General features: G+C 46.3%; 2 rRNA genes. Both read left to right on the forward strand.

From position 1 onward, the window contains the following. Positions 1-354: ribosomal RNA gene (locus ACFFUV_RS23995) — 23S ribosomal RNA — on the forward strand; the annotation flags it as partial. 94 nt (positions 355-448) lie between these two features. Further along, a 5S ribosomal RNA gene (gene rrf, locus ACFFUV_RS24000) occupies positions 449-564 on the forward strand. Positions 565-587: the final 23 nt, after the last annotated feature.

Raw genomic sequence — 587 nt, forward strand, 5'->3', positions numbered from 1 at the left:
ATGGCTGTTCGCCATTTAAAGTGGTACGCGAGCTGGGTTTAGAACGTCGTGAGACAGTTCGGTCCCTATCCGTCGCGGGCGTTGGAAATTTGAGAGGAGCTGTCCTTAGTACGAGAGGACCGGGATGGACTTACCGCTGGTGTACCAGTTGTTCTGCCAAGGGCATTGCTGGGTAGCTATGTAGGGAAGGGATAAACGCTGAAAGCATCTAAGTGTGAAGCCCACCTCAAGATGAGATTTCCCATTTCTTTAAGAAAGTAAGATCCCTGAGAGATGATCAGGTAGATAGGTCAGGAGTGGAAGTACAGTGATGTATGGAGCGGACTGATACTAATCGATCGAGGACTTAACCAATTGGTTAAAAGAAAAGAACTCGGAAAAAAACTTATGTGACTTCAAATCCAGTTTTGAGTGAACAAAATTTACTCAATAAAAGATAACACCACAGTGTGGTGGCGATAGCGAGAAGGATACACCTGTAACCATGCCGAACACAGAAGTTAAGCTTCTTAGCGCCGATTGTAGTGAGGGGTTGCCCCTTGTGAGAGTAGGACGTCGCCACGCTTAAGTTATCCATGGAGGTTTAG

Source organism: Vibrio olivae (assembly GCF_042428525.1).
Taxonomy (GTDB): domain Bacteria; phylum Pseudomonadota; class Gammaproteobacteria; order Enterobacterales; family Vibrionaceae; genus Vibrio; species Vibrio olivae.